A 25,088-nucleotide genomic window follows, 5' to 3' on the forward strand; every position below is an offset into this window, starting at 1 on the left:
CCGACCGGCCCCGGTCATGCCTGCGTGAATCCTAGGAAACCGTGTCCTCGGAGGTGTCGGGGGCGGAGCGTCGGGTGGCCAGTCGCTCGGCCAGCTCGTCGGTGCTCACCAGGTCGTGGCGGATCCGACCGGTCCGGTACCCCACCCGGGCCACGATGTGACCGGCCACCGGTACCGTCACCACCTGGAACAGTCCCACCAGGAACAGCGTGCCGAGGCTGAAGACGCCGGTCTCCTCCGCGGGAAGGAGTCGGAACCCGATCCCCACCAACACCAGCAGCAACCCCAACACCTGGGGTTTGGAGGCCGCGTGCATGCGGGACAACAGGTCGGGGAAGCGGACCAGGCCGATGCCGGCGACGAAGGACAGCAGCGCCCCGGCCAGGATGCACAGGATTCCGGCCCAGTCCAGGATCTGGACGACCTGATCGCTCATGACCTCTTCCCCTCCTCTTCGACCGTGTTCTCGACGACGGGGAGCACGATCTGCTCATCGTCGTCGTCCTCCTGGGTACGGCGGGCGACGAACTTGGCGACGCTGACCGATCCCACGAAACCCAGGAGGGACAGCACCAACAAGGTGGGCAGCACCGTGGGGTCGCGGTTGAACGCCGCGTAGGCGCCCAGGCCGGTCACGGCGAAGGCCAACAGTGCGTCGACGGACAGTGCCCGGTCGAGGATGCTCGGCCCCAGCAGGAGCCGGATCATGCCCAGCAGCGCGGCCACACCGAGTAGGAGGGCGATGACGGTCCACAGGATGTTCACGTGTTCCTCCGCTCGGTGGCCAGGGCGGCCTCCAGCTCGGCGATGTTCTCCCGGGTGCCGATTCCGCGGGCGATGCGTTCCTCCAGTACGTGGATGCCCCTCTTCGCCTCGGCCGCCTCCTCTTCGTTCTGCGCGCCCAGCACGTGCACGTACAGGATGCGTTCGGGCTGGGAGGCCTCCACGATCACACTGCCCGGGATGATCGAGGTGGCGATGGCCACGCACACCATGATCAGGTCGGATTCGGTGCGCATGCGCACCGCCACCACCGAGCTCTTCGGCGGCCCGGGACGGAGCACCCAGGAGCTCACCTCGACGCTGGCGACGAACATCTGACCCAGGATGTACAGGACCATGTAGGGCCCCCGCAACGGCCAGAACCGGAAGCCCGGAACGATCGGCGGTAGTGGGAAGACCATCATGATGAGCACCGACACCCCGAAACCCAGGACGGCGATGCCCAACGTCTCCGGGCGCAGCCGGAAGGCGTCGAACAGCAGCATCCAGACCACGGTCATCCCGAGGGCGACGGGGATCTGCACCTTGCCGATGCGGCTGCGCAGAGCGCGCGCACCGATCTTCTTCTTGATCTGTAGAGCGTTCATCGGGACCCTCCGAGGACCGCCTCGATGTAGGGCGTACGTTCCTGCAGGTCGGTCGCGGCGTCCGACGAGTAGCCGATGAGCGGTCCGGCGAATACGGTCATGGCCAGACCGAAGGCGACCAGGCCGATCGTGGCGCCCACCATGCTCTTGGGCAGGACCACCGAGGTCACCACCGGGGTGGCCGCGGTCGAGGTGTCGCTCAGCCGGGAGCTCGGACCGACGGCCTCACCCGGGCCCAGGGCCGCGGTGGAGTCGTCCTCCTCCTCGGTGTCCTCCAGGATCGTGCCGGGCTCGGCGACCATGCCCTCGGACGGGGTGCGCCAGAACGCGTAGTTCCACACCCGCGCGATGACGTACAGCGTCAGCAGGCTGGTGAGCACCGAGGTACCGACCAGTGTGTACGCCAGCGGGGTGCCCGCGTCCACACCGGCCTGCATCAGCCCGATCTTGCCGAGGAAGCCCGACAGCGGCGGGATGCCGCCCAGGTTCATCGCCGGGATGAAGAACAGGATGGCCAGGAACGGCGCCATCTTCGCCAGACCACCCAGGTGGTCCAGCGACGTCGACCCGCCCCTTCGCTCGATCAACCCCGTCACCAGGAACAACGTGGTCTGAACGGTGATGTGGTGGGCGATGTAGTACACGGCGCCCGCCATCCCCAACTGACTGCCGAGCGCCACACCGAACACCATGTAGCCGATATGGCTGATCAAGGTGAACGACAACAGACGTTTGATGTCGGTCTGCGCCACCGCGCCCAGGATGCCCAGGATCATCGTCGCCAGGGCCACCCACATCAGGGCGTCGTTGAGTTGCTCGCCGGGGAAGAACAGGGTCTGCGTCCGGATGATCGCGTACACGCCCACCTTGGTGAGCAGACCCGCGAACACCGCGGTGACCGGGGCCGGCGCGGTGGGATAGGAGTCCGGCAGCCACGCGGCCAGCGGGAAGACGGCGGCCTTGATGCCGAAGGCGACCAACAGGATGACCTGCAGGACCAGCGCCAACTCCGAGGAGATCTCGGGCAGTCGCTCGCCCAGCTGCGCCATGTTCACGGTGCCGGTCGCGCCGAAGACCAGCGCGATGCCGATCAGGAACAGCACCGACGAGACCAGCGACACCACCACGTAGATGGCGCCCGCCCGCATCCGTGACTGTGTACCGCCGAGCGTCAGTAGCACGTAGCTGGCGGTCAGCAGGATCTCGAAGCCGACGTACAGGTTGAACAGGTCACCGGCGAGGAAGGCGTTGGAGACACCGGCCACCAGGATCAGGTAGGTCGGCTGGTACACCGAGAGCGGCGCGACCTCACCCTTGCCCGCCATGCCCTGACCGATCGAGTAGATCAGCACGGCGAGGGTGATGGCCGCGGAGACCGTCACCAACAGCGCGGACAACCGGTCGGCCACCAGCGTGATGCCGATCGGGGTCTCCCAACCGCCCACCTGGACGGCTTGGGGGCCGAACATGTCGGCGCCCACCATCAGCGCGGCACCGATCAGCAGGACCAGCGTCAACGCGATGACGCTCAACCACTGCTGGACACGGGGCCAGCGGATACCCATCGCGAGCTTGACACCGGCCGCGAAGAGCGGCAACACCACCGGCAGGGGAACGAGGTAGTGCAGGATTCCGGCGAGGTAGTCCCATTCCATGGTCAGTCGTTCCCTTGCAGGTCGCTGTCCTCCGCGCGGGCCAAGCGTTCACGCTCGGCCCGCATGGTCTGACGTGCCTGACGCCGCTGCGAACGGATGCGGCGGCGCAGCTCGCGCCACAGCTCGCGTTCGGCGGCGCGGTCGGCGCGCCTGTGCTCCCGCAGTCGCTTGCGCCCCATGCGGATCCGGCCGCGCAGTTCCGTCACCTGGTTGACCATGCTCTGCCGACGGTGGGTCAGACGACGCATGGTCTCCTGGGACTGCTCGTCGATGTCGCCGTCCTCGGCCTCGACCTCGAACCTGGCGAGCTCGGCCTGGGCGGCCGCGATCTCCGCCTTGATGCGGGCCTGTTCGGCCAGCTCTTGGGCGTCGGCCGCGGCGATGGTGGCCTGGAGCTCGGCCCGCTGCCTGCGGATGTCCGCGCGCAGCCGGCGACGTTCCTGTAGGAAGCGCTGACGCACGGCGCGCCGGCCCTCGCCCTGCACGATACGGAGGTCCTCGGCGTCGTCCTGGACCTCGTCGTTGCCCTCCAACTGCCAGCTCCGGTAGGCCAACGCCAACAGGAACGCGGTGATGCCGAGGGTGATGACGATGGCCGTCAGGATCATCGCCTGTGGTAGCGGGTCGGTCATCTCGTTGACGTCGTCGGTGAACCACCGGATCGGAGGACCGCCCGGTTCTCCGGCCATCGCCAGGATCATCAGGTTCACGCCGTTGCTGAACACGATGAAGCCCAGCAGCACACGGGTGAGGCTGCGCTCCAACATGAGCACGACGCCGACCGCGACGAGGACGCCCACGACGATGACGAGTGTCAGGCTTGGCGACTCGTTCACGAGGTGGCCTCCTCGGTTCGTGCGGAGGTACCCGGATCGATGGCCTCCGAGTGCGCGGCGTCTCGTTCGATCTGTTCGTCGATGCGGGCGCCGAGACTGCGCAGGATGTCCAGGATCAGTCCGATGACCAGCAGGTACACGCCGATGTCGAACAGCATCGAGACCGTGACGTGCGCTTCGCCGAGAATCCCGAAGTTCAGGTAGTAGTCCGCCCCGGCGAGCACGTCGTCGAGGAAGATCGCCCCGCCGATCGCCGTGCCCGTCGCCAGCGCCAGACCGGCACCGATCAGAGCGCCCGGCTGCACCCACGCGGTGGCGTACAGCTCGAAGCGACCACCCGCGAGGTAGCGGACGATGAACGCGAGGCCCGCCACGATGCCACCGGCGAAACCACCGCCGAGGTCGGTGTGCCCGGTCAGCAGCAGGTACACCGAGATCACCATGATCACCGGGAAGAGGAAGCGCGAGACCACCTCGAAGATGATCGACCTGCGTTCGGTGGGCATCGCCTCCGCCCCTGGCAGCCAGGCACGGTTCCACTGGGGCTTGACGTGCATGTTCCGCGGTGCGACCTTCAGGTTGCTCAGGTCCAGCCGGTCGTGTCCGTCGGTGGGTGTGGGCGGCTGGGTGACGGACAGGGCCATCACGCCACCGGGGGCCTTTCGGGGCTGGGCCCGGCGACGCACGAACATCAGGCTGGCCACACCCGCGGCGGCGGCGGCCAGCACCGAGATCTCGCCCATGGTGTCCCAGGCGCGGACGTCGACCAGCAGCACGGAGATGAGGTTGTCCCCGCCGGCCTCCTCCGCCGCCTCCACGTAGGAGGGCCCGTCGGGTCCGCCCACCGCGATGGAGGGTTCCTGTCGACCGGCCAGGGCGAACCACGTCATGGCCGACACGAGCAGGCCGGTGGCGACGCCGATCACCATGTTCCAGATCCGGCGGCCCTTGAGCGCGGGTGCCGAGAAGTGGGACGGGAAGCGGCGCAGCACGAGGACGAAGACCACCAGGCTGACGGTCTCGACGAGGAACTGGGTGAGCGCGATGTCGGGCGCGCCCTGCAGGTAGAACAGGGCGCCCACGCCGTAACCGCCGATGCCGACGAGGATCACCGCGAAGAGGCGGCGTCGCACGAACAGGATCATCAGGCAGGTGATCACGATGATCAGGGCGGGGATGACCTGCACCGGGGTGTCCCACACGCGCAGCGTCGGGTAGTCGCCCTCCCACAGGCGTCCCGTGATCATCGGGATTCCGGCGGTGACCACCAGGAACACCAGGATGGTGCCGAGGTAGACCGGGAGCGAACCTCGCTGGGTGCTACCGGTGACCTGCAACGCCAGGGTCTCCAGGCCGGCCATCATCCGCCGGTAGTTGCGCTCGGGGTTGACGTAGGCCAGCCGGTTGCCGAGCCAGGCGACCCGGTGGCGGAAGTAGAACAGCACCAGACCGCCGACGACGCAGACCGCCGACAGCAGCAGCGGCAGTTCCCAGCCGTGCCACAGGGCCAGGTAGGTGGGGTACTCCTCGCTCGGTCCCAGGGGGACGGTGTCCGCGTAGGTGGCGAAGAGTCGGTCGATCCTCCCGGAGACGATTCCGCCGATCAGGCTCAGCGCGGCGAGGACCACCGCGGGCGCGAGGAAGAGCGGGCCGGGGGAGTGGACCTCGTTGGGCTGCACACCCTCCTTGTCGAGGAAGGCACCCCAGAGGAAGCGGAGGCTGTAGGCCACGGTGAGGGTGGATCCCAGGACCAGGCCGACCAGGACCAGGGTGTCGACGCCACCGCCCTCGGTATAGGCCCCGAAGGCGAGTTCCTTGGCGACGAACCCGGCGGTGGGCGGCAGACCGGACATCGAGGCCAGTGCCACGATCGTGGTCCAGAAGGTGGCCGGCATGGACTTGCGCAGGCCGGAGAGCTCGCGCAGGTCCCGGGTTCCCGTGCTGTGGTCGATGATGCCGACGATGAGGAACAGGGGAGCTTTGAAGAGGGAGTGCGCCACCAGCATCGCGATACCGGCGAGGGCGCCGGCGCGGGTCCCGGTGCCGAGCAGGGCGATGAGGAAACCGAGCTGGCTGATGGTGCCGTAGGCCAGGACGAGCTTGAGGTCGAACTGGCGTAGCGCCTTCCACCCGCCGAAGATCATGGTGATGACACCGAAGAACAGCGCCATCGTCGTCCACACGGCCACGTCGCCGAAGGCGGGCGTGAGACGGGCGACCAGGTAGACACCGGCCTTGACCATAGCCGCGGCGTGCAGGTAACCGGAGACCGGTGTGGGCGCCTGCATGGCCGCGGGCAGCCACAGGCTGAAGGGGAACAACGCCGACTTGGACATCGCGCCGACCATGATCAGCACGAGCGCCGAGTTGACCAGCGCTCCGCCCGTGGGCGGGTCCGCGACGATCTCGGAGATCACGTAGGTCCCGGCGGTCTCGCCGAGCATGATCATGCCGACCAGCATCGCCAGGCCGCCGAACGTGGTGACGACCAGGGCCGTCATCGCCGCCCGTCTACTGTCCTTCGACTCGGCCTTGTGACCGACGAGGAGGTAGGAGAAGACCGTGGTCAGCTCCCAGTAGATGAAGAGCTGGATGAGGTCGTCGGCGAGGACGAGGCCCAGCATCGCGCCGGCGAACGCGACGAACACGCCCGCGAAGCGCGGTAGACCTTCGTCGGAGTCACTGAAGTAGCGCGCACAGTAGGCCAGGATCAGGGTGCCCACGCCCGCGGCGATGAGCGTCATGACCAGACCGAGGGCGTCCATGTGCGTGCCGAGCCGGAGGGAGAACTCGGGGGCCCACTCCACCGACTCCGACAGCGTGCCGCCGTTGAGGATGGTCGGGAGCTGGAACAGGGTCCACACGGTCGCCAGGCCGGGGACGATCGCGAGCGCGTAGAAACCGTTACGGCCCCACTGGCGTATCACTAAGGGCGCGACCGCAGCTGTTATGAAATGCGCGACCAGCACTGTCGTCAATGCGCCCCTCCCGGACCGGTCCGGGCCCGCCCGACGTGCCCGGGCGGACGTCCACCACCCCGGTGGAGAACGAGACCGTCCAGGAACAGATCAGGGGACGGGAGTGTCGTTTCCGTTTTGGTGGGGCATGGATCTACTTGAACTTGCGTGCGCAAGCTATTTAATAGCTAGACTACACATACGTCAAACCACCGCGCGGGTCGGGGACCCGTGTGCAGAGCCCATCCAGCGAGGACCGTTTCTTGCTCGAAGAGACCCCCGATTCCTGTTCTGAGCAGCAGGAATGCGATCATCCGAACGCGGCTGAACTCGAAGAGTTCCAGCGCGTCTGGACCGAACTCATCAACGCGGCGCTACACGCCCGCTCTCGGGGCGGGCATGGGCATCGTGGTGCGGAGGAGATCACACTGACACAATCGCTCCTGATGGAGGCGGTGCGCGGGATGGACAATCCGAGTGTCGGTGCGGTTGCTCACATCGTGGGTGTTTCCTCACCCTCCGCCACTCGGATGATCCAACAGCTGGAACGCAAGGGCATGGTGGCCCGACGCCGGTCCGAGCGTGACGAACGCAGCACGGTGGTCACCATCACGGCGGAGGGCGAACGAGTCCTCGCCGAGCGCCGCAAGCACCTGGAGCGAAAACAGAAGCAGGTCTTCGACGCCATAAGGCCCTCCCTTCGGCCTTTGGTGCTCGACGTTCTCCGTGACCTGCGCGCCGCCATAGACGACACCTGATCGACGAACCTCATCCCCCTTCCCTCCCTCCACCCCCCGCCGCCAAGGACTCCCAGGCCCCGAGTCCGAGCATCTCCAAGGCCCCCACCCGGGGCCTTTCGTCATGTTCGGGGGTGGGCCGGGGGTGGCTCTGCCGTTGGCAGATCTGCTCCCGGGCGAAATCGTGGCGGTCGAGGTCCCGCCCGGCGCAGGCTGGGATCACCGGTACGAACACCGGCGATGAGGAGGACCGATGCCGATACGACCCACGCTCGTCACCGAGTACGCGCCCGGTGGTGGGTTTGACGACCAACTGGCCGCGCGCCTGCTGCGCAGCCGGATCGTGCTGTTGGGGACCCAGGTCGACGAGGAGAGCGCCAACCGTGTGTGCGCGCAGATCCTGTTGCTGGCCGACGAGGATCCGCACAGGGACATCACCCTGGCGATCAACAGCCCCGGCGGAGTGATCAGTGCCGGCCTGGCCATCTACGACACCATGAACTTCGTGCCCAACGACGTTTCCACCCTGGTCATGGGGTTCGCCGCCAGCATGGGGCAGTTCCTGGCCTGCACCGGGGCTCCGGGCAAGCGGTACAGCATGCCGCACGCGCGGATCATGATGCACCAGCCCTCCGGTGGGCTGGGCGGGACCGCCGCGGACATCGCCATCCAGGCCGAGAACCTCGCGCACACCAAGAGCACCATGGTGCGGCTCATCGCCCAACACACGGGCAAGAGCGAGGAGACCATCGCCAAGGACCAGCACCGGGACGCCTGGTTCACCGCCGAGGAGGCACGGGAGTACGGGTTCGTCGATCACGTCGTGGAGACCGCCGACCAGATGGAGGGCGGCATGCGCCTGGGCGGTGCCACGCCCGGGTTCGCCGGTCCGAGGGGAGGAAAGCGATGAGCGGGCGCTACACGGTGCCGATGGTGGTCGAACGCACCCCGAACGGGGAACGCTCGTTCGACGTGTTCAGCAGGTTGTTGTCCGAACGGATCATCTTCCTGGGCACGCCCATCGACGACGACGTCGCCAACGTGATCATGGCTCAGATGTTGCACCTGGACTATGAGAGCCACGAGACCGAGATCCAGCTGTACATCAACTCGCCCGGGGGCTCGAACACCGCGCTGACCGCCATCTACGACACGATGCGGTTCGTCAAGGCGGACGTGGCGACCGTGTGCATGGGCCAGGCGGCCTCCGCGGCGGCGGTGCTCCTGGCGGCGGGGACGGCCGGCAAGCGTTCCGCGCTGGAGCACTCCCGGGTACTGCTGCACCAGCCCTCCACGGAGGGGCAGGGGCAGGCGGCCGACCTGGAGATCCAGGCGGCGGAGATCCTGCGTGTTCGGGCGCAGGTGGAGGACATCCTGTCCCGGCACACCGGCCAGACCCAGGAGCGGTTGAGGGCCGACACCGACCGGGACAAGATCTTCACCGCCGAGCAGGCGAAGGAGTACGGGCTGGTGGACAACGTGATCACGACGAGGGAGCTCGCACCTCTCGCGGTGTGATTCGAGGTCGGGGGTGCGGTGGTTCCGGGCAGAGCGCCCCGGAACCACCGCCGGGCGCCGCGCGCCTTGGGATGAGCTGAAACGCGGTGCCGTCTGGTGTGGGGGGATACGGCAGGTCAGGCCGCGAGGGAGAGCACACGGGCCTGGTGGGTCGGGGCGGTGGGAACCGTGGCCAGGCGGGGTTGGTGGGAACCGGCCCGCTCCATGCGGAACAGCGTGGTGCGCTGGTACAGCTCGCCGAGCACCTCGGTGATGCTCAGGCCCAGTGACCGGTACACGGCGGCGAGGAGCTCGGAGGAGGCCTCCTTGCGCCCGCGTTCGATCTCGGACAGGTAGGGGAGTGACACCTGGGCGTCCTCGGCGACCTCGCGCAGGGTTCGGCCCTGTTCGACCCGGGTGCGACGCAGCAGATCACCGATGAGGTCGCGCATGAGCGGCTCGCTCGTCGACTCGGCGGGGGACGGGCCCCTGCGCGCCTGTTCCAGGGAGCGTAGGACGCTCTCGCTCATCTGATGCCTCCCCCGTCGAGATCTCCGATTTCTCGACACTACGCCGCCGAACGCTCCAAGGGGAGAGGTGTCCGTGGCCTTATGCGGACGGCAGAAGTAGCGAGCGGCCCCGTCGAAGCGGGTCTCACCTCTTGACGGGGGAAGGGCCGGAGGCGCGTCTACCCTCGGTGCCCAGAGCCAAGATCTTGACCTGCAGGGTCTCCATGGGCCCTCGCGAGAATCGCGACAGCCACCAGCGAGAACCCGCCACCAGAATCAGAGCGATCACCGCCCAGGCGGCCACCATCCAGCCCGCGTGGTGCGCGTGAGCGGCCAAACCGACTCCCCAGCCGTAGAAGAGCACCGAGGCCAGGATGTTCTGGAGGATGTAGCAGCTGAGCGCGGTCCTGCCCACCGAGCTCAAAGCGGCCGTCACGGGCCCGGGGCGTCGTACCCGGTCGAACAGCACTCCTACGAGCCCCAGGTAGCCCAGCATCAGCACCACGGAGAAGACGAGACGTCCCGCAAAGGCGAGGTGCTCGTTCCAGATGACGGCCAGAGCGTTGAGCGGCAGACCCAACCCCAGTCCCCAGACCGCCATGCGGGCCCGCATGGTCCGACCGACCAGGTCGGCCCCGAACGCTCCGGACCGGTACAGGCGCGCTCCCAACAAGAAGAGGAACACCATCAGCGGGAAACTGGTGATCATCTCCGTCCGGTCGTCCAGAAAGTTCGCCATCCGGTATAGAACCTGGTCGGCGTAGCTTCCTTCCAGGTACAGCCGGCCCGACTCGGTGGACTCCGGGGGCTCAGTCACGTGGACGATGGGGAAGAACAGGAGCATTATCGCCGTCATCCCGCCCACGAAGGTGAGGTGCAGGCCCAGGACGGACCACATGATGGCCGAACGCGTCCGCTCGGAGAGACCGAGCACGTAGACCACCACGAGTGCCGTAAGCGCGTAGCCCATGAGGATGTCCCAGCTGAAGAGGAGGACGCCGTGCAGCGCCCCCTCGATCAGCAGGAGGAAGGCACGACGACGCTGTCGGCCCGCCCAAGGGCGACCGCGCTCCGTGGCGGCCCTGTACTGGATGGCCAGGCCCACGCCGAACAGCAGGGTGAGCATCGCGAAGAACTTGCCGTTGAGGAACAGGGTTTGCAGCCCCTCGGCGACGGGGCCGAAGCTGCCGGTCCGGGGGTAGCCGAAGAGCCAGATGTTCATGGCGAGGGTGCCCAGGATGGCGAAACCGCGCAGCACGTCCAGAAGAGGTATGCGAGCGGGTTCGAAGGGGCGTGTGGTCGTGTGCATGGGCGCATGGTCGCGGGTGGGTGCCCGCCGGGGCATCTGCCAAAGGACATAGCTCGTTTTCCACCCGCCGGCCGTATACCTTTCGGCGGACGCGGACACCGTCCACGTACCGCACTATGGACGGATGGGTGCGAGAACGGGTGTCGGAGTGGTCGCGCGGATGCGGCGATGGCGGTGGCTCCCCGTTCCGGTGCGCGACATCGTGGTGACGGTACTGGTGGGACTGGCGGCCCTGGGACTGCCCAACGTCGAGTCCGGCACCCCGGGGCGGCTCAGCGACCTGGTCGTGCTGCTCGCTTGTGCTCCCCTGGTGCTACGGCGGCGGTTCCCGGCCGCCGTGGCTCTGGCCACCGGATCCCTCCTGTTCGTCTCGTTCGCGCTCGTGGGCCAGGACGGCTCCGTTGTCGCCGCCGTGTTCGCCGTGGCGACCCTCGCCCACCAGCGCCCCGGCGCGGTGCCGGTGCTGGTACCGGTGGCGGTCGCGTGGTGGTTCGCCTACCTGGTGGTCGTCTACCCCGACGCCAACTCGCTGGTCGAATGGTCGGGGGATCCCTTCGCGCCGGCCGCGTCCGTGCACGGGGACGGTGTGGACTTCTCCATGGCCGCGATCCCCATCCTCGTGTCCGTCCTGGTGGGCTACGTGTGGCGGCTCAGGGCCGACCGCGCCGAGGGGGTCCGGCGCGCGACGCGCAACGAGTTCGAGCGCGAACGGCTGCACGAGAGGGAGCGGATCGCCCGCGAGGTGCATGACATCGCGGGTCACCATCTCAGTGCGATCCGGCTGTTGGCGGTCGGTGGTCGGCAGGCTTTGGGAGGCAGGGACCCAGAGGCGGTCGCGGTGCTGGAGTCGGTCGCGCAGATGTCCGGCCGCGCGGTGCGGGAGGTGCGCGAACTGCTGGACTCCCTACACGGGGACCGGCTCACCGGATCGGCCTCGGGCATGGGGCCGGCGGACCTTCCGCCCCTGGTGGCGGCTCTGGAGAACACGGGAGTGCACGTGGAATTGATGATGCCCGAGAGAATCGGGGAGGGGCTGCCGGAGCGGGTGGGAGTAGACGTGTACCGGATCGTCCAGGAGTCCCTGGGCAACGTGCTGCGGCACTCGTCGGCACGGCGGGTCCGGGTGGAATTGAGCCGCACGGCGAACACGCTGACGGTCACGGTGGAGGACGACGGACGGCGCGTGACGGGGGACAAGGGATCGGGCGGGCGCGGCCTGGCGGGAATGCGGGACCGTGTCGGGGAACTGGGCGGTGTCTTGGATGCGGGGAGTGGCCCGGGCCGGGGCTGGCGGGTGCGGGCCGTACTCCCCGTGAGAGGGGACGAATGATCCGACTGCTGATCGCCGACGACCAGCCGGCCGCCCGCGAGGGGCTGCGGCTGCTCTTCCGGCCGGTCGAGGACATCGACGTGCTGGGCGCGGCGGCCAACGGCCGGGAGTTGGTGGCCATGGCGCGCCGACTGAGCCCGGACGTGGTCCTCACCGACATCCGGATGCCCGGCACTGACGGTGTCGAGGCGGCCCGGGAGCTATCGGGGCTCTCGCCCTCGCCGTCGACGGTCATGCTGACCACCTTCGATACCGACGACTACCTGTTCGGGGCTCTTCAAGCGGGGGCGGTGGGCTTTTTGCTCAAGGAGAGCGACCCGGAACTGTACGTGGAGGCGGTGCGAGCAGCGGCCTCAGGTCAAGGGGTGATCGATCCACGGGTCACACCGCGCCTGGTGAAGCGCTTCGCGAGGACCTCGCCGCGCAGGCCCCCACTGCTGGTCGAAGAGCTGACGCCCCGAGAACGGGAGGTGCTGGTGCTGGTGGCCAAGGGACGCAGCAACGCCCGGATCGCCGGGGAGCTGAGCATCACCCACGGCACGGCCAAGGTCCATGTGACCCGGATCCTGGCCAAGCTGGGGCTGGAGAGCCGGGTGCAGGCGGCCGTCTACGCCTATCGCCATGGACTGACCACCTGGGCGGACGACTGAGCACGTCCTCGTGTCGACCGGGCGAGACGATCTCTAAGGCGGTCTGCGGTTCGACCTAAGGCATCCCCGAGAGGCGGATCCGCTGCACTCTTCCGATGTGCGGCCGGGGGCCTTAGAGCGAATCTGGAATCAGTCGGGAGAACAGCCCCGGCACAGACCCCGGAGGAGATCACCATGCACGCCGACCTCAGCGCCCAGGCCGCCGACCTCTACCGTGCCGAGGCCGAGCGTGTGGCCCGTCACGATCGTCTCGTCGCCTCGGTGAAGACTCGCGGGCCGGGGCTGCGCAGGCTGTGGGCGCGGATTCGGACACCGCGCTCCCACACCCTGGCCGCCTGAGGCCGGGGAGCCACGGCTCAAGGCCGTGAGCGAGGTGCCGTGTCGAGCGGGGTTCGACACGGCACCTTTCGTATGCCCGAACATATGCACGTGCCGAGGAATGTGCAGAATGACGTGCGGCGGAACGTGCGCAATTCACGTGCACGGTTTCGAGAATGCTAGCGCCATTGGGCCGGAATGTACACCGCGCGACCTGTGTGAATGCGAGCATCGAGGTTTGTCGCCTGCCTGGCGGGTATCCTGCCTGTTCATGGGGTCTTATTCTGGACTCTTTGAAGATGACCGAATCAATAATCTTGGCAATCCGTAATTCGGATGTCATGATGGTTCGTGTTGGGTGGTGACAAGTTGGAAATACGAATCCTCACCCCGGTCCCACAGATTCTGGTCGAGAACCGATCGGTCGACGTGGGTTCCCCCAAGGCCCGCCTCGTCCTCGCGGTACTGACAGAGTCCGTCGGTCGTCCCGTACCGACCTCGACCCTCATCGACCGCGTCTGGGGCGAAGCACCGCCCGACTCGGTGCACACGAGTGTCTACTCCTATTGCAGCCGGATCCGGAGAAGCCTCAAGGACGCGGGCGTGCCGACCGACATCAAACGTCGGTCCAGTACCTACACCCTGGAGGTCGACCCCGACGCGGTCGACTGGCATCGGGCCCGGAACCTCTCCGACCAAGCACGCAAGCTCACCCAACGGGGAGAGCACGCGGCGGCATTCGCGCTCCTGGAAGAGGCCCTGGAGTTGTGGGACGGCGAACCCCTCACCGAGTTCGCCGGGGTGTGGGCGGATTCCCTACGGCGGCGCATGGCCCATGGGCACCGCCGTCTGCTCGGCCAGTGGGCGGAGGTGGGGCTCGTCCTCGGTGGTCCCGAAGAGGCCCTCCTCCGGCTGGAGGACCACCCTCGTGACGAGACCTTGGCGTACCTGCACATGAAGGCCCTGGAGATGTGCGGTCGGCACACCGAGGCGATCGAGTGTTACACCGAGCTACGGGAGCACACGGTCGCCGAGTTGGGCATCCAGCCCAGTCCCCGAACACGAGTGCTCTTCCAACGGATCCTTACCGAGGCCGACGGCGACGAAGGCCGATGGGCCGAACCCGTTCCCCTCGCGGAGCCCCGTCGAGAGGTAGTGGACACTCTTCGAGCCGACGTCTCCGACTTCCTGGGACGGGACGAGGAACTCGAAACCCTGCTCACCTCAGTGCGTGCTTCCGATGGCCGATCGACGGTGCACTTGATTCATGGCCTGGGCGGAGTCGGTAAGACGAGCCTGGCCGTGCACGCCGCTCATCGCCTGCGAGACGCCTTCGACGTCAGATTGCAGACCGATTTGACCGGAGCGAGTTCGGACCAGGTCCTCTTCCGCCTGTTACAGATGCTCGGGGTTTCGGGCAGCGGTATCCCCACAGAACCCGAGGCGCGTGTGGCGCTGTGGCGCAATCAGGTCGCGGGTCGGCGGGTGCTCCTTCTCCTGGACAACGCGGACCACCACGACCAGGTGGTGCCGGTGATTCCGGGGGCCGCTGGGAGCGTCGTACTCGTGACCAGCAGACGCAGCCTCGCCGGACTCCACGGCGCTCGTCGGCTGTGGCTACGACCTTTGGACGAAGAAGACGCTGTACGGATGTTCGCCGCCTTCAGCGGGCGTGACGTCGAGGAAGAGGGCGTGAGCCGGGTCGTGGCCTTGGCCGATCGGTTGCCGCTCGGGTTGTGGATCGCTTCGGCTCAGCTGAGGCGCCGGTTCACGTGGAGCCTGGACCGTCTCGCAGATCACCTTGAGAGGCATACGAGGGCGTCCGAGCAAGGTGCGGATTCGGAGGCTTTGGCGGTCTTCATCGACACCTACGAAACTCTGGACGTGTGGGCCCGACAGGTCTTTCTTTGTGTGGGTCTGCACCCCACGACGGTGGTTCCGGACCACGCGGCGGCGGCATCCGTAGGTGATTGGGACGAGACGGAGAAGGCCCTGGATGAGCTGATCGACGTCCATTTCCTGGACGAGGTCAGCCCAGGGCGTTACCGGATGCACGATTCCGTGAGGCGATTCGCCCGCCAACGTGCGGCTCGGACGATGTCCGAGCGACAGCGGTGGGAGGTGGAACGGCGCATCTTGGACTACTACCTGGCCACCGTGGACAACGCCGATCGCACGGCGATGCCGGGGCGCCAACGAACGGAGCGCCCGATCACGCGTAGTTCGGCCACTCCGGACTTCGAGAGCCCGAGAGAGGCACGAGAGTGGTTCGCGGACACCTTTCCATCGGTGGAGAGGGTCATTGAACACGCCCGGGAACGAGGGTTCACGGAGTACGTGGCGAGGATTCCATTGGCCATGGCCGGGCTCTTGGAGACCAACGGCCCCTGGGACCGGGCGGAAAAGCTCTTCGTCGAGGCGGTGGAGGCCTGGCGTGAGTTGAGTGATCCCCTCGGCACGGCGGACGCTCTCTACGAGTTGGCCGTCATGCGGTTGAAGCTGATGGATCGGGGTGAGGTCGAGGAACTCCTCGGTCGTGCGATCGCGCTGTGGGAGGAGTGCGGTCGTCGGCAGAACATCCCGTATGCCCGGGACCAGGTCGGTCTTCTCCACGCCGACCAGGATGATCACCTGCGAGCGATCTCCGAGTACAGGGCCTCTCTCGACGAGTTCCAGGATTTGGGGGACCAAAGGGGCATCGCGAAGGTCTACAACCATCTCGCGCTGAGTCAGAGCGAGACCGGAAGACACCATCGTGCTTCCAGCCACTTCCTCGTTTCCAAACAGCTCTACCAGGCGTTGGGGGATGAGCACATGGCGGCACGCGTGGCCATGAACCTCTTCCAGATGCGCTTCGGGGAGGGGCGTCACAGAGAAGCGCGGGCATTGAACGAGCGCTGTATGTGGGTGTTCCGGGCCTATGGTGACGCTCTCGGTATCGCGAGTACTCAGCACAACAGGGGACTTCTGGAGAGCTACCTGGGCAGGCATAGGGACGCCTACGACAGTTTCCAGTCGGCCCAGAGAGGGTTCTGGTCCGCCGGTGACGTCACGGGGATGATCAGGAGCAAGGTCGGTGTGGGAACCGCCCTGTTGGGTTTGGGCAGGATTCCCGAGGCCGAGTGGACCTTGTTGAACGGTCTCGAACTGGCCGAGATACATGACCTCGCCCTTCCGAGATCACCCCTTCTGCGAGCTCTCGGGGACGTGCGGTCGGCACAGCAGCGTCGTTCCGAGGCCGAGGTGATGTACCAGGAGGCCAGGGGAGTCGCCGCCAGCACGGGTGCGCATCAGAACGAGGGGATGTGCTGCTCACGTCTGGGAGACCTCAGCAGCTTGAAGGGCGACCCGGAAGAGGCGTTGGCGTACTGGGCGGAGGCGGTGCGGCACCTCGAACGGATGCCGACGCCCTACCTGGAGCAGGTGCGTTCCAAGATCAAGTGGTTCCAGTACGTAAGGGGCCAAGCGGTGGGTTAGGGACCTTCGGGAGGACTTTCTCCAACCATCTGCGGTACGGACAGATGTGTGGTTAAGGTGCCTGCTGGTACTGGAGCAATGTGGCTACCGGTGCTTATTTACCCCCTTCCCTGGAAAGTCCTGCCTTGTTCGCTTCGCAGAGCACCGTTGCCCCGGATCTGACCTCTCTTCCTTCACAGGTGTCCAGCGACGATCCGATACGCGTACACAAGTGATCTGAAAGCGGACATGCCTCGACAAGGTCCGTGCAAGGTCAGGGCTTGTCCGCGATGAGGTTTCCAAGTTCCCGGCAAGGTCTCCCACCAGCCCCTGTTCAGCCGGTCGGCGCAGGGTGGAACCCGGATTGAGTCATCAACCGGGAAGGTCCACAGGCGATGGGGCACAAGCAGCACTGGAGACGAGACAATCACGGACCGGTCGCCCCGGTCACCCTGCGCACCGACAAGACGGTCGCGGTCGTGGTGGAGAACCACCAGGCCGGAGACCGGTTGGGAGACGTTGTCTCCCTCTTCGAACACGACCCCCGGATCCAGGTCGTGTACGTGTTGGCCCAGAACTCCAGGTTCTCCCCGAGCGCGGCGAGCTACCTGGAGCGGTTCGACGGGCTGCTCCTGACCTGGGAACAGGCCCTCCGGTACGACTTCGATCTCGCCCTCGCCGGTAACAACGGGCACAACAGCCACCTCGAACAGTTGCGGGCCCCGGTACTGGTCGTCCCGCACGGCATGGGGTTCAGCAGTGTGGTCCCCCCGGGTGCCGGGTTCGGGCCACCGCTCAGGAAGCCCCCCATCGTCGACGCGATCTACTCGACCCTGGTGCGTTATGGCCGGGTGTCGGCGGCGGCGATAACGGTTCCCCACGTGAACCACAGGCACACGATCGGTCGAGTGGTCTCCGAGGCCCTGGAGATCACCCACGTGGTGGGGGATCCGGCCTATGACCGGGCCACCTCTTCGGCTTCGGAACGAGACCGCTTCCGACAGGCCGCCGGTGTCGACGCGGACGAGAGGTTGGTCGTCCTGTCGACCACCTGGGGCGGGGAATCCCTGATCGGCATGGAGCCCGGCCTGGTCGAGCGGGTGATGACGGCACTCCCCGGCGACCACGTCGTGGCACTGCTCGTCCATCCCGGCGTATGGTCGGCCCACAGCCCGCGGCAACTCCTGGCTTGGCTGGCCGCCGCGCGTCGACGGGGTCTGCGGGTGTTGGAACCGAACTCCTCGTGGCTGGGGCTGCTCATGGCCGCCGACGTGGTGATCGGCGATCACGGCAGCACCACCTACATGGCCGCTGCACTGGGGAACCCCGTTCTGCTGACGGGAGGGGGCCTGGAGGGGGTGGCGCCGGGGTCCCAGTCGGAGGTGCTGTTGCGGATGGAACGGCGTCACGACCCGGAGCGGTCGTTGCCGGCGCAGCTGGAGACCGTGATCGGTCGCCACGACCCGGGCGTGACCGACCTCTACCGCTCGCTGCTGACCTCCGAGCCCGGTCGGGCCGCCGCGTTGGTGCGCGAGCTGATCTACCGTCTTCTGGGCCTCCCGGAACCGGGTGACACCGCCGTGCCGGCTCCTCTCCGCTCGCCCACCTTCTTCCACTACGGAACGGAGGACCGGTGAGAGCCCCGGCGGAGGGCTCGGCGCCCCGGGTGACGTGGTGCGCGGTCGAGTTGCGCTCGACTCGTGGCGGAAGCGGTTTCGTCGACGAACACCTGCTCGTGGTCGCGGACGGAGGGGTGGAGGACCGGTGGCTCCGGGCGGCCGACGTGGTCCTGTCCATCCAGCGGCACGCCGCGGACGCCGATCGGCTCCTGGACGTCCTTCCCGGGTGTGCGGTCGTGGCCGGGCCGGACGGAGGAATCCGCGCCAGGGGTTGGACGGACGGTGTTCGCCGGCGTCTTCCGTGCCTACCCTGGGAGGAATCGGGACAGGGCGTGGCGCGGCTGCTCGCGTCCTTCGCCCACGCTTGGTGGTCGTGGAATCTCATGGGGGCCGCACCGGGCCGTTGGCCGATCGGGTTCGACCTCACCCGTCCTCGTTGGGAGCCAGGGAGTCGAGTCGCCGTCGGGTTCCTTCGGTCCGAGGATCTGCGAGTGACGTGTAGATGGCGAGTGCCCGAGTGAGTTCCACGCGTGCGCCGTCGGCGTTCCCACTCATGAGGAACGCGTCGGCGCGCATGACCCTCAGCCCGGCGATCTCGGCGGAGGCGCCGACCCTCGTCGCCAGGGGGAGCGCTTCGTCCAGGTGTTCCTCCGCCCGCACCGCGTCTTCGAGCGCGAGGTGGGCGGCGGCGAGTTCGCCAAGGGTCCTGGCCCTCATGTAGGCGTCGTCGTCGGCGCCGAAACCCTCCAGAGCCCTCAGGAAGTAGGGAATGGCCGCTCGGTACTCGCCCGAGTCCCGGGTGGCCCTCCCCAGACGACGCAGCATGAGGGTGACCCCGCGTTCCGGACCGGTGGCCTCGTATATGTCGATCGCCTTCCGGAAGTGCGGTATCGCCCGGGCGGGCCTGCCCAGGTCCAACTCGCTCATCCCGCATCCCTCCAGGCTGCTGGCCGCACCATCGAGATGACCGATGCGCTCCCACAGTTCCAGGGAACGGTGGTAACCGCCGTAGGCCTCCTCCGGGTCTCCCATGCTCCGTTGGGCGTCGGCCAGGGCCAGCAGCATGCAGGCCTGCACCCCCGCGTCTCCGAGTGCGTCGCCGGAGGCCAGGCCGATCGTGTAACACTCGTGCCAGATCAGGTAGTGCCGTCGCAGGGTGAACAGGTTGCGGAGGGTCTCGCACAGCTGCCAGCAGGTCGAGTGACGTCCGCTGTCATGGGCGGCGTGCACGCAGGACCGCAACGAAGGCAGTTCCTCCGATAACCAGTTCAGGGCATCGTCATGGGTGTCGAAGTCACGGACGGGTGTGCGATCGAAGACCGGTGCCAGAACCCAACGATGGGGGTTGATCGTCCGGTCGGCCGCGGCGGCGGTGGTCAGGTAGTACTCCAGCACCCGGTCCAGTGCTTCCTCGATCTCCTCCGCCGGCTCATCCTCTTCTGCCCGGGCGCGGGCGTGTAACCGGATCAGGTCGTGTTGACGGAATCGGCCTCCGGGGGTCTCCTCCAGGAGGTTGGCCGCCACCAGATGGTCCAGGCGGTTCTCGGCGTCGGACGGGTCCGTGGCCAGCAACGCCGCGGCGACCTCGACGGTCAGGTCGCGGGCCGGCAGCACCCCCGACAACCGGTACAGACGTCGGTCGGGCTCGGACAGCTCCCGATAGGAGGTGGTGAACACGCTGTCCACGGAGAGCTCCCGGGTGTGGCTGAGCGCGGCGAGACGCTCGCCCTCGTCGGTCAGACGCGAGACCAGCCGGTCCAGGGGTTGGTGGGGGCGCAGGGCGAGACCGCTGACGGCGGCGCGCAGGGCCAGGGGGAGCCGCCCGCACAGGCCCACGAGCCGTCGGGCCGAGGTGGGATCGTCGCCGGCGCGGCCGTCGCCGAGCATGCGCGTCACTAGTTCGAGGGCTTCGTTCTCACCCAGCGGCCGGATGTCCAGGAACTCCGCGCCGTCCAATCGCAGGCCGGTCAGGTGTAATCGTGTGGTCACCACGACCAGGTGCCGTCCCTGTCCCGGGGTGAGCGCCCGGACCTGGGCCGCCGACATGGCGTTGTCCAACAGGAGGGCGATCCGTTTCCCGTGGGTCCGGCTGCGGAAGGCCGCCGCCCGGGTGTCGAAGGAATGGGGAATCGCGGCGGGTTCGGCCCCCAGGGCCCGGAGAAAGGCGTCTAGGACGTCCGAGGCGTCGGTGGGCCCGGACTCGGTGAACCCCTGGAGGTCGGTGTACAGGGTGCCGTCGGGGAAGTGCTCCGCGATCGTGTCGAGGAAACGGGTGGCCAGGGCGGTCTTGCCCACGCCTCCGGGACCGGTGAGCACCATGATCCGTCCGCGTCCCTCACTGGCGACCTCGTGCCGAAGGGTCTCCAGACGACGGAACTCGGTCGCACGGTCGGTAAAGATGCGGGGCGGCATCGGCAACTGTCGGGGAACGGGGTCGGAGCCGGCCGTTACCAGGTGCACGGAGCCGTGGATGGTCCCGGTCTGGATCACCGTTCCGCCGTGCACGGCCCCCGTGGTGTTGTCGACGGGGGTGCGCCGGTCACCTTCCTGAGGGGGCATGAAGGAGCTTTTCTCTCGACATCGACAGAGGGATCGACAGAGAGGGTTGTGCCCCAGGACGTCGGATGTATTCCTTTGCCGGACGGGAGAGGGGGAAAGTAAGAGAAGTGCCCAAAAGGCGGCAAAGGGTTTGAAACAGGGGCGGAGAAGCAGTGTTCTTCCGGTGTGTTCGGGAACGACGGAGGTGCGTCCAACTGTGGGAGGTCTTGTGGAGATCACCGGCATCATCAGCGCACTCATCGTCGGCATCATCATCGGTGCCCTGGGGCGGCTCATCGTTCCCGGCAAACAGCACCTGCCGATCTGGCTGACCTTGGTCCTGGGCATCGTGGCCGCCTTCCTTGGCGGGTGGATCGCCAGCTTCTTCACCTCCGCCTGGCTCTTGGTCCTGATCATTCAGGTCCTGGTGGCGGCGGGAATCGTCTACCTCGCCGACGGGATGTATTCGAAGAACACGGGCAAGACCGCCTGACCGGCGGCGCTCACCCGCGCTCACCCGCGACTCTCAACCCGAGGTCACCGGATCCGATCCGGTGGCCTCGGCCACGTGTACGGTCCGACCGGAGTGGGCGGACTCTTCGGCGGCGGTCAACACCGCCACGACGTCGCGGCCGAACCGCAGGTCGCACGGGTCGCCCCGATCCCCGGCCGCCTGGGTCAGCAGTCGGTCGATCGCGGATCCGAAGGCCTCCACGGCGCTCCGATCACCTCCGGGGACCGAACGCCAACCAGGTTCCCCATAGAGATCGATGTCGAACGCCTTGGCCTCGGGGGCCGCGTCCAGGGTGACCGAGAAGGATCCGACGGCCCCGTCCCGATGGTGGGTCAGCAGGTGCACGCTGTCCCGGGGGCCGTTCAGCGCGGTGACCTCCACGACCGGCCCGAGCACGGGCAGCACCACCGAGAGCAGGTGCGGCCCCACGTCCCACAGGCCGCCCTTCTCCCGACGCCAGGGCGAAGCGCCGTAAGGGTTGCCCGGCTGGAAGATGGAGGCGAACAGGGTGGCCCGGGCACCGTGCCAGCCACCTTCGGTGGTCGCGGTGCGCAGGAACTCGTTCACGTTGTCGGAGAAGCGGTTGGTGAAGAACACGACCGAGGCCGACCCACGCGACTCGACCTCGCTCACCAGGGCGTCGGCCACGTCCAGACCCAGGGACACCGGTTTGTCCAGCAGCAGGTGACGGCCGGCCCTGGCCGCTCGCAGCGCGAGGTCCCCTTGGATGTTCGGCGGCAGGGCGATGGCGACGGCGTCGACATCGGTGATGAGCGCGTCCACGTCGTCGTAGGGTCGGGTGCCGAGGTGTTCGGCCAGGTGAGCGGCCTTGGCGGGGTCTCGCCCCCACACCCCGACGAGCTCCGCCTCCGGGTGCGCGGCCAGCGCCGCCCCTTGTGTCTCGCGGGCCCAGTAACCGGTGCCCAACAGTCCGAATCGCAGTCCCATGCGTCCCTCCCAGATCAGGAATCAACCTTGAGCACCTTGACGCATGGGAACGCTCCCAACAAGGGGGAGGGGTAGATTGCCCGCATGGCCCACATCGCCTTCTTCGCCCCCAACGGTTCCGGACACGTCAACCCCCTTCTCGGACTGGCCACCGAGCTCGTCCGGCGCGGACACCGGGTCACCTTCGCCGCCCCCGAGGCCTTCGCCGACCGGATCATCGAGACCGGCGCCGAACACGTGCCCACCCCCACGACCTGGCAGGGACAAGGTGAGTCACCCCAGATGCACGGCGCGGAGCTGATCCGCGCCATGGGCTCACTACTGGAAGAGATCAAGGTCGTCCACGCCGACCAGGTCGATCGGGAGGCTCCCGACCTGGTGGTGCACGACGCCACGCTGGCCTGGTGGGGACGGCTGCTCGCCCACCGTTGGGGCGTCCCGACCGTCGAGAACTGGCCCAACCTGGTGAGCAACAAGCACTGGTCGCTGCACCACGACCACACCAGGATCAACCCGCTGAACCCGCGCTTCCTGCTCACCGTGTTCCGGATGATCCGCTACGCACGCTCCCAGGGGTTCGCCGACGGGGGCGCGTTCATGATGGGAACCGGTGCCGCGTTGCGCCTGGTCACCCTGCCCAAGGCCTTCCAGTACGAGGGCGAATCCTTCGCCGACACCCACCTGTTCGTCGGCCCGGCCCTGACCGGCCGCTCCTTCCAACAGGAGTGGACCCCGCCCAACGAAGACCCGGTCCTGTTGGTCTCGTTGGGCACCGCCTACAACGAGCGCCCCGAGCTCTACCGGGAGATCGCCCGCGCCGCACAAGGGCGCCCCTGGCACGTGGTCATGTCGATCGGGGAAACGGATCCCGACGCCCTGGGCGACCTGCCACCCAACGTCGAGGTCCACGCCCAGGTGCCCCAACTCTCCGTCCTGCGGCACGCCACCGTCTTCGTCACCCATGCCGGCATGGGCGGCACCATGGAGGGCCTGGCCAACGAGGTGCCCCTGGTCGCCCTGCCCCAGATGGCCGAGCAACGCGCCAACGCCGATCGGATCCGACAGCTCGCACTCGGGCGTGCCCTGGATCCGGACACGGTCGACGGCGACTCCCTGTGGCGGGCGGTGGAGGAGGTCGCCCACGACCCGAACGTGCGAGAACGCCTGCGGTGGATGCGTGATCGGATCGACGAGGCGGGCGGCGCCGGGGCCGCCGCCGACGCCGTCGAAGGGCTTCTCGACGAAGGAGCGACCCTCACCTGACGTGGCCGGATGCGGACGCCGGCCCCGTTGCCGTCATCGACGAATCCACAGGTCGTTCGGGCTTTGGTCGATGAATGGTCATCGCGGCGCCCGGTACGGATTCCGTAATCCCCTGGTGGAACCCCTTGTCCTCCACCATCATGGATTCTCTGGGATCGAGTGCCGAGGCACGGGCCGGAAAGAGGGAGCCGGCCCACCTCGGCCCGAGGGAGGGAAGCGAGCGGCGGGGGGCGAACACCCCACGCCGAGCGCGGCGTTCCCGCCTGTCCACTGTCGATGAACACTCCCCGAAGTTCACCGGACCCAAGTTTTTCCGTGGTCCGACGCACCCCGCATGCTCTGCGCTCACCATTGAAGGGGGACGATGTGGTGAGACTTGACCCGATGAGCCTTGACCCCGAGCCGACCGTGGACCGGGAGGCGCTCGAATCCGTGTTCGCCGACCACCTGTCCGAGGCCGCGGTCCGTGCCGCCGCCCTCATCTGCGGCCGATGGAACCTGGCCCTGCCCGACGAATCCACCCACCTCGACCTTCCCGTCTTCACGGACGCGACGGACGCCGGGAACTGGATGGCCGCCAACACCGAATCCCTGGTCTCCTGTGCCCGTGGGGCGAAGGAGAGCCGGAACCACCTGACGGTCTGCCGGATCACGGAGTCGTTGGAGGTCCACCTGCGCGGAACCGGCCGCGCACCGGAACTGGTGGAGCTGCTGCGCGCCGCGTCGGCCTCCGCCCGCGACATGGAGGACACGGCCTGGGAGGCCCGCACACGCAACCTGCTCGGACTGACGCTGCTCGAAACCGGGGAGCTCACCGGCGCCGACCGGGAGTTCGAGGCCGCCCTGACCCTGGCCGACGCCGATGAGGACGACCGCGGACGTGCCGCCGCCTTGGAGGGTCGGGGCATCGTGGCCCAGCGGGACCGCCGGGACGACGCGGCGCTGTCGCTGTTCGAACGCGTCCGCCCCCTCAAGGTGGCGTTGGGGTGGCCGCACGGGATCGCCGTCCTCGAATTGCTGGTCGGTCGCTCACTGCTCAACTCGGGCAGGTTCGAGCACGCCATGGAGCGCTTGGACGTGGCCATGGCGGTCTTCGCCGGTACGGGTGAGGACGCCGTACCGGACGAGGTGAACGCGGCCAAGGTCCGATCGGAACGTGGCCGGGCGTTCATCGCCGCGCGCCGCTTCGCCGACGCCCGCGATGAGTTGCACGAGGCACGAGAGGACTTCGAGAAGTACGACCAGGTCTCGTCGTTGGCCCGTGTGTGCGAACTCCTGGCCGGTCTGGGGCAGTTGAACCGGGAGGACGACTGGCGTGGGCACCTCGTGGAGGCGGAACGCCTCTACGAGCGGATCGGCGACACCACCGCCGCCGAACGGGTCCGCCGCCACCTCTAGGAGTTCGCGCTCCCGCGGGGTTTTCGCGGGAACCTCCCTTGACAGCGTGTGGCCGGGCGTTGACGATGGGGCGACTGCAACCGTTTGCAGCAATCTGGCCTCAGGGCCGGTGCGCATTCGGAGTGCGGTCGGGTCACACGGCCGGTGCGGACGACCCCGCTGATATCCCCTGACCCCCACCGGC

21 protein-coding genes are annotated in these 25,088 nt (G+C 67.6%); 11 read left to right on the forward strand and 10 right to left on the reverse strand.

All coding sequences use genetic code 11. The features are described from left to right. Positions 1-31 precede the first annotated feature (31 nt). Genes mnhG through ACWGSK_RS18175 form a run of 6 tightly spaced genes read right to left on the reverse strand, consistent with a single transcriptional unit; the run spans position 32 to position 6,830 of the window. The gene (gene mnhG / locus ACWGSK_RS18150) at positions 32-436 is read right to left on the reverse strand and encodes a monovalent cation/H(+) antiporter subunit G (RefSeq protein WP_358514458.1); all 405 of its coding nucleotides are present in this window, start codon (positions 434-436) and stop codon (positions 32-34) included. Continuing rightward, positions 433-765 (reverse strand): monovalent cation/H+ antiporter complex subunit F, encoded by a 333-nt coding sequence (locus ACWGSK_RS18155; RefSeq protein ID WP_358514460.1) that lies wholly within the window; start codon positions 763-765, stop codon positions 433-435. The genes mnhG and ACWGSK_RS18155 overlap by 4 nt, the downstream gene beginning before the upstream one ends. After that, positions 762-1,370: a Na+/H+ antiporter subunit E gene (locus ACWGSK_RS18160; RefSeq protein ID WP_452456311.1), complete on the reverse strand. Its 609-nt coding sequence runs from the start codon at positions 1,368-1,370 to the stop codon at positions 762-764. The genes ACWGSK_RS18155 and ACWGSK_RS18160 overlap by 4 nt, the downstream gene beginning before the upstream one ends. Further along, positions 1,367-3,025, reverse strand: coding sequence for a Na+/H+ antiporter subunit D (locus ACWGSK_RS18165; RefSeq protein ID WP_452456312.1), 1,659 nt, complete (start codon positions 3,023-3,025; stop codon positions 1,367-1,369). The genes ACWGSK_RS18160 and ACWGSK_RS18165 overlap by 4 nt, the downstream gene beginning before the upstream one ends. Positions 3,026-3,027: 2 nt before the next feature. Continuing rightward, on the reverse strand, positions 3,028-3,861 hold the full coding sequence (locus ACWGSK_RS18170) for a Na(+)/H(+) antiporter subunit C (protein WP_358514466.1): 834 nt from the start codon (positions 3,859-3,861) through the stop codon (positions 3,028-3,030). Further along, entirely contained in the window at positions 3,858-6,830 is a 2,973-nt protein-coding gene (locus ACWGSK_RS18175) for a Na+/H+ antiporter subunit A (protein WP_358514482.1), read from the reverse strand. The genes ACWGSK_RS18170 and ACWGSK_RS18175 overlap by 4 nt, the downstream gene beginning before the upstream one ends. 251 nt (positions 6,831-7,081) lie before the next feature. Between ACWGSK_RS18175 and ACWGSK_RS18180 the strand changes: the two genes are divergently transcribed. From ACWGSK_RS18180 to ACWGSK_RS18190, 3 genes are all read left to right on the forward strand, one after another. Then, positions 7,082-7,576, forward strand: coding sequence for a MarR family winged helix-turn-helix transcriptional regulator (locus tag ACWGSK_RS18180; protein WP_358514468.1), 495 nt, complete (start codon positions 7,082-7,084; stop codon positions 7,574-7,576). A gap of 232 nt (positions 7,577-7,808) precedes the next feature. After that, positions 7,809-8,465: a ClpP family protease gene (locus ACWGSK_RS18185; protein ID WP_452456313.1), complete on the forward strand. Its 657-nt coding sequence runs from the start codon at positions 7,809-7,811 to the stop codon at positions 8,463-8,465. Beyond that, positions 8,462-9,073, forward strand: coding sequence for an ATP-dependent Clp protease proteolytic subunit (locus ACWGSK_RS18190; protein WP_452456314.1), 612 nt, complete (start codon positions 8,462-8,464; stop codon positions 9,071-9,073). The genes ACWGSK_RS18185 and ACWGSK_RS18190 overlap by 4 nt, the downstream gene beginning before the upstream one ends. A gap of 116 nt (positions 9,074-9,189) precedes the next feature. On the opposite strand, the gene ACWGSK_RS18195 is transcribed toward ACWGSK_RS18190, so the two are convergent. After that, the gene (locus ACWGSK_RS18195; protein ID WP_358514474.1) at positions 9,190-9,582 is read right to left on the reverse strand and encodes a helix-turn-helix domain-containing protein; all 393 of its coding nucleotides are present in this window, start codon (positions 9,580-9,582) and stop codon (positions 9,190-9,192) included. Between the two features lie 124 nt (positions 9,583-9,706). Continuing rightward, the gene (locus ACWGSK_RS18200) at positions 9,707-10,870 is read right to left on the reverse strand and encodes a DUF418 domain-containing protein (RefSeq protein WP_452456315.1); all 1,164 of its coding nucleotides are present in this window, start codon (positions 10,868-10,870) and stop codon (positions 9,707-9,709) included. Between the two features lie 124 nt (positions 10,871-10,994). Here ACWGSK_RS18200 and ACWGSK_RS18205 point away from each other — a divergent pair, with 124 nt between their 5' ends. The 5 genes from ACWGSK_RS18205 to ACWGSK_RS18225 all read left to right on the forward strand — a co-directional run bounded on the left by ACWGSK_RS18205 (position 10,995) and on the right by ACWGSK_RS18225 (position 18,261). Next, positions 10,995-12,200 (forward strand): sensor histidine kinase, encoded by a 1,206-nt coding sequence (locus ACWGSK_RS18205; protein ID WP_452456316.1) that lies wholly within the window; start codon positions 10,995-10,997, stop codon positions 12,198-12,200. Continuing rightward, on the forward strand, positions 12,197-12,850 hold the full coding sequence (locus tag ACWGSK_RS18210) for a response regulator transcription factor (protein ID WP_358514480.1): 654 nt from the start codon (positions 12,197-12,199) through the stop codon (positions 12,848-12,850). The genes ACWGSK_RS18205 and ACWGSK_RS18210 overlap by 4 nt, the downstream gene beginning before the upstream one ends. Positions 12,851-13,024: 174 nt before the next feature. Then, complete coding sequence (locus tag ACWGSK_RS18215) at positions 13,025-13,189, forward strand: hypothetical protein (protein WP_358513890.1); 165 nt, start codon at positions 13,025-13,027, stop codon at positions 13,187-13,189. Between the two features lie 348 nt (positions 13,190-13,537). Further along, positions 13,538-16,645, forward strand: coding sequence for an AfsR/SARP family transcriptional regulator (locus ACWGSK_RS18220; protein WP_452456317.1), 3,108 nt, complete (start codon positions 13,538-13,540; stop codon positions 16,643-16,645). 374 nt (positions 16,646-17,019) lie between these two features. Then, positions 17,020-18,261, forward strand: coding sequence for a hypothetical protein (locus ACWGSK_RS18225; RefSeq protein WP_452456318.1), 1,242 nt, complete (start codon positions 17,020-17,022; stop codon positions 18,259-18,261). A 405-nt stretch (positions 18,262-18,666) separates the two neighbouring features. On the opposite strand, the gene ACWGSK_RS18230 is transcribed toward ACWGSK_RS18225, so the two are convergent. Further along, entirely contained in the window at positions 18,667-20,802 is a 2,136-nt protein-coding gene (locus tag ACWGSK_RS18230) for a tetratricopeptide repeat protein (RefSeq protein WP_452456319.1), read from the reverse strand. A gap of 208 nt (positions 20,803-21,010) precedes the next feature. On the opposite strand from ACWGSK_RS18230, the gene ACWGSK_RS18235 reads away from it, so the two are divergent. Continuing rightward, a complete protein-coding gene (locus ACWGSK_RS18235; RefSeq protein WP_358513944.1) occupies positions 21,011-21,274 on the forward strand; it encodes a GlsB/YeaQ/YmgE family stress response membrane protein in 264 nt (87 codons plus the stop codon). Between the two features lie 33 nt (positions 21,275-21,307). On the opposite strand, the gene ACWGSK_RS18240 is transcribed toward ACWGSK_RS18235, so the two are convergent. Continuing rightward, a complete protein-coding gene (locus ACWGSK_RS18240; protein WP_452456320.1) occupies positions 21,308-22,243 on the reverse strand; it encodes a Gfo/Idh/MocA family protein in 936 nt (311 codons plus the stop codon). 84 nt (positions 22,244-22,327) lie between these two features. Here ACWGSK_RS18240 and ACWGSK_RS18245 point away from each other — a divergent pair, with 84 nt between their 5' ends. Together ACWGSK_RS18245 and ACWGSK_RS18250 are read left to right on the forward strand one after the other, a co-directional pair. Further along, complete coding sequence (locus ACWGSK_RS18245; RefSeq protein WP_452456321.1) at positions 22,328-23,506, forward strand: macrolide family glycosyltransferase; 1,179 nt, start codon at positions 22,328-22,330, stop codon at positions 23,504-23,506. A 384-nt stretch (positions 23,507-23,890) separates the two neighbouring features. Continuing rightward, positions 23,891-24,904 (forward strand): hypothetical protein, encoded by a 1,014-nt coding sequence (locus ACWGSK_RS18250; protein WP_452456322.1) that lies wholly within the window; start codon positions 23,891-23,893, stop codon positions 24,902-24,904. Positions 24,905-25,088: the final 184 nt, after the last annotated feature.

The organism is Nocardiopsis sp. NPDC055551 (assembly GCF_053619415.1).

Bases quoted from the DNA above. Each gene is read 5' to 3' on its own strand.
- mnhG (WP_358514458.1), bottom strand. From the start codon at position 436: ATGAGCGATCAGGTCGTCCAGATCCTGGACTGGGCCGGAATCCTGTGC.
- ACWGSK_RS18160 (WP_452456311.1), bottom strand. From the start codon at position 1,370: ATGAACGCTCTACAGATCAAGAAGAAGATCGGTGCGCGCGCTCTGCGC.
- ACWGSK_RS18165 (WP_452456312.1), bottom strand. From the start codon at position 3,025: ATGGAATGGGACTACCTCGCCGGAATCCTGCACTACCTCGTTCCCCTG.
- ACWGSK_RS18185 (WP_452456313.1), top strand. From the start codon at position 7,809: ATGCCGATACGACCCACGCTCGTCACCGAGTACGCGCCCGGTGGTGGG.
- ACWGSK_RS18190 (WP_452456314.1), top strand. From the start codon at position 8,462: ATGAGCGGGCGCTACACGGTGCCGATGGTGGTCGAACGCACCCCGAAC.
- ACWGSK_RS18195 (WP_358514474.1), bottom strand. From the start codon at position 9,582: ATGAGCGAGAGCGTCCTACGCTCCCTGGAACAGGCGCGCAGGGGCCCG.
- ACWGSK_RS18200 (WP_452456315.1), bottom strand. From the start codon at position 10,870: ATGCACACGACCACACGCCCCTTCGAACCCGCTCGCATACCTCTTCTG.
- ACWGSK_RS18205 (WP_452456316.1), top strand. From the start codon at position 10,995: ATGGGTGCGAGAACGGGTGTCGGAGTGGTCGCGCGGATGCGGCGATGG.
- ACWGSK_RS18210 (WP_358514480.1), top strand. From the start codon at position 12,197: ATGATCCGACTGCTGATCGCCGACGACCAGCCGGCCGCCCGCGAGGGG.
- ACWGSK_RS18215 (WP_358513890.1), top strand. From the start codon at position 13,025: ATGCACGCCGACCTCAGCGCCCAGGCCGCCGACCTCTACCGTGCCGAG.
- ACWGSK_RS18225 (WP_452456318.1), top strand. From the start codon at position 17,020: ATGGGGCACAAGCAGCACTGGAGACGAGACAATCACGGACCGGTCGCC.
- ACWGSK_RS18230 (WP_452456319.1), bottom strand. From the start codon at position 20,802: ATGCCCCCTCAGGAAGGTGACCGGCGCACCCCCGTCGACAACACCACG.
- ACWGSK_RS18240 (WP_452456320.1), bottom strand. From the start codon at position 22,243: ATGGGACTGCGATTCGGACTGTTGGGCACCGGTTACTGGGCCCGCGAG.
- ACWGSK_RS18245 (WP_452456321.1), top strand. From the start codon at position 22,328: ATGGCCCACATCGCCTTCTTCGCCCCCAACGGTTCCGGACACGTCAAC.
- ACWGSK_RS18250 (WP_452456322.1), top strand. From the start codon at position 23,891: ATGAGCCTTGACCCCGAGCCGACCGTGGACCGGGAGGCGCTCGAATCC.